This window comes from Streptomyces sp. NPDC056160, assembly GCF_042268205.1.
In the GTDB taxonomy this organism is placed as follows: Bacteria; Actinomycetota; Actinomycetes; order Streptomycetales; family Streptomycetaceae; genus Streptomyces.
In genome coordinates this window covers 1-1,334 of the sequence record NZ_JBHJUW010000353.1, presented here as the reverse complement: position 1 = coordinate 1,334, position 1,334 = coordinate 1, and the positions used below count along the sequence as shown (strand labels likewise).

Annotated in this window: 1 protein-coding gene; it reads left to right on the top strand. The window is 71.1% G+C overall.

Annotation, left to right across the window (positions count from 1 at the left end; all coding sequences use genetic code 11):
- The first annotated feature begins 768 nt into the window (after positions 1 to 768).
- Positions 769 to 1,155 (top strand): hypothetical protein, encoded by a 387-nt coding sequence (locus tag ACFC02_RS42675; RefSeq protein ID WP_376368446.1) that lies wholly within the window; start codon positions 769 to 771, stop codon positions 1,153 to 1,155.
- Positions 1,156 to 1,334 lie beyond the last annotated feature (179 nt).

Here is a 1,334-nt window from a genome sequence, read left to right as displayed (position 1 = left end):
TGGGCAGAAGCCATTCGTGACGAACCCCCGCCCGCTACACTCCCACCGCTCGACGTTTCCCCAGGTCAAGCCACGAAGTACTGCTGGAGTACTAGTCCGGACAGGCCGGCATGCGCAGGCCGGGCACGCCAGGTCGGTGAGGCTCCCCGGCCGCCAGGCACAGGTCGAAGCCGACTGCCAGGCGGGGACCCCCTTGCCGAGGAAGCCCGGCGCGTCTGGTGGCTTCCGAAGAGCTCACGCAGGTGCCCTGCCCCGACGACTGACGCGCACGACACGGGTTCCTCGGTAGCCGCCGTCTGCGCTCACGCTGGTCTTGCGGACAGCGTCCCCGGCGCAGGGGCAAGTGCAGTCGGCTGGAAGAATTCCGCGCCGGCCCTGTCCGGGGCGTCGGCGAAGCGCCCGCCACGCTCAGTGGCCGCAGACCGTGGCGGGCCCGGCAGTGGTCACGCGGTTCCTGGGACATGCGGGCCGGCAACGGGGAGAGATCGCGGCGTGGCCGGCGCCACCGGGCACGGCGCCGCCGGCATCGGGACGATGTCACCCGAACGCGGTACCGAGCGGTGCGCCTCGCACCGACCGTGGACCGCTCCCGGCCGCCCGGACGCATGGCGGCGGTCTGCTGCATTGGCACCACCAAGTCACCGGGGCGGGGGAACGAACCCCCGGCTGCCGGGCCCGACACCCCCACCAGGTGTGACCATCGCAGTGGATGACATGACGACTCCGCTCAGTCACCGCGCCCGGCAGGAGGATCTACAGATGACACTGATGGTGCAACCCCTTCTCGGCGTCGCCGCGGCGATCGCCATAGGCACGCCGGCCCCGCTCGGCACCGCCGCCGCCCCAGCCACCGCCCCCGCCGTCGCGGGCGCGCGTTGCGAGCGCGCCGAACAGGACGTCTGGTACAGCGGGCCCAGCCGCAACGTGACCGCCCGGCGTTGCAGCATCCCGTCCCACAAGAACCGCTGGTACACCGTGGAGGTCGGCACTCTCGCGCGGACCTACTACAGAGGCGACACCCCGGCCGGAGGAGTCGACCGGACAAGGGCCCTGCACAACAGGACCATCAGGTGCCTCGGCTACACCTCCGACACCGACACCGACACCGACACCGGCACCGGCACGGTCAACTGGTTCGGCTGCCCGCCCGACTGACGCACGCGTGTCCACCAGGCCGACGGTGACATCCTCGGCGGGCGGCCCGAAGAGACGGAAACCCGCTTGCCGCCGGCTCGACGCCTTGGCGGACGGTGAGGTCGATACGCCTGTGACAGAACGAAGACGTCGCGGGGGACCGCCTGTGACTCGGTGCGAGATACAAATACTTCCGACCG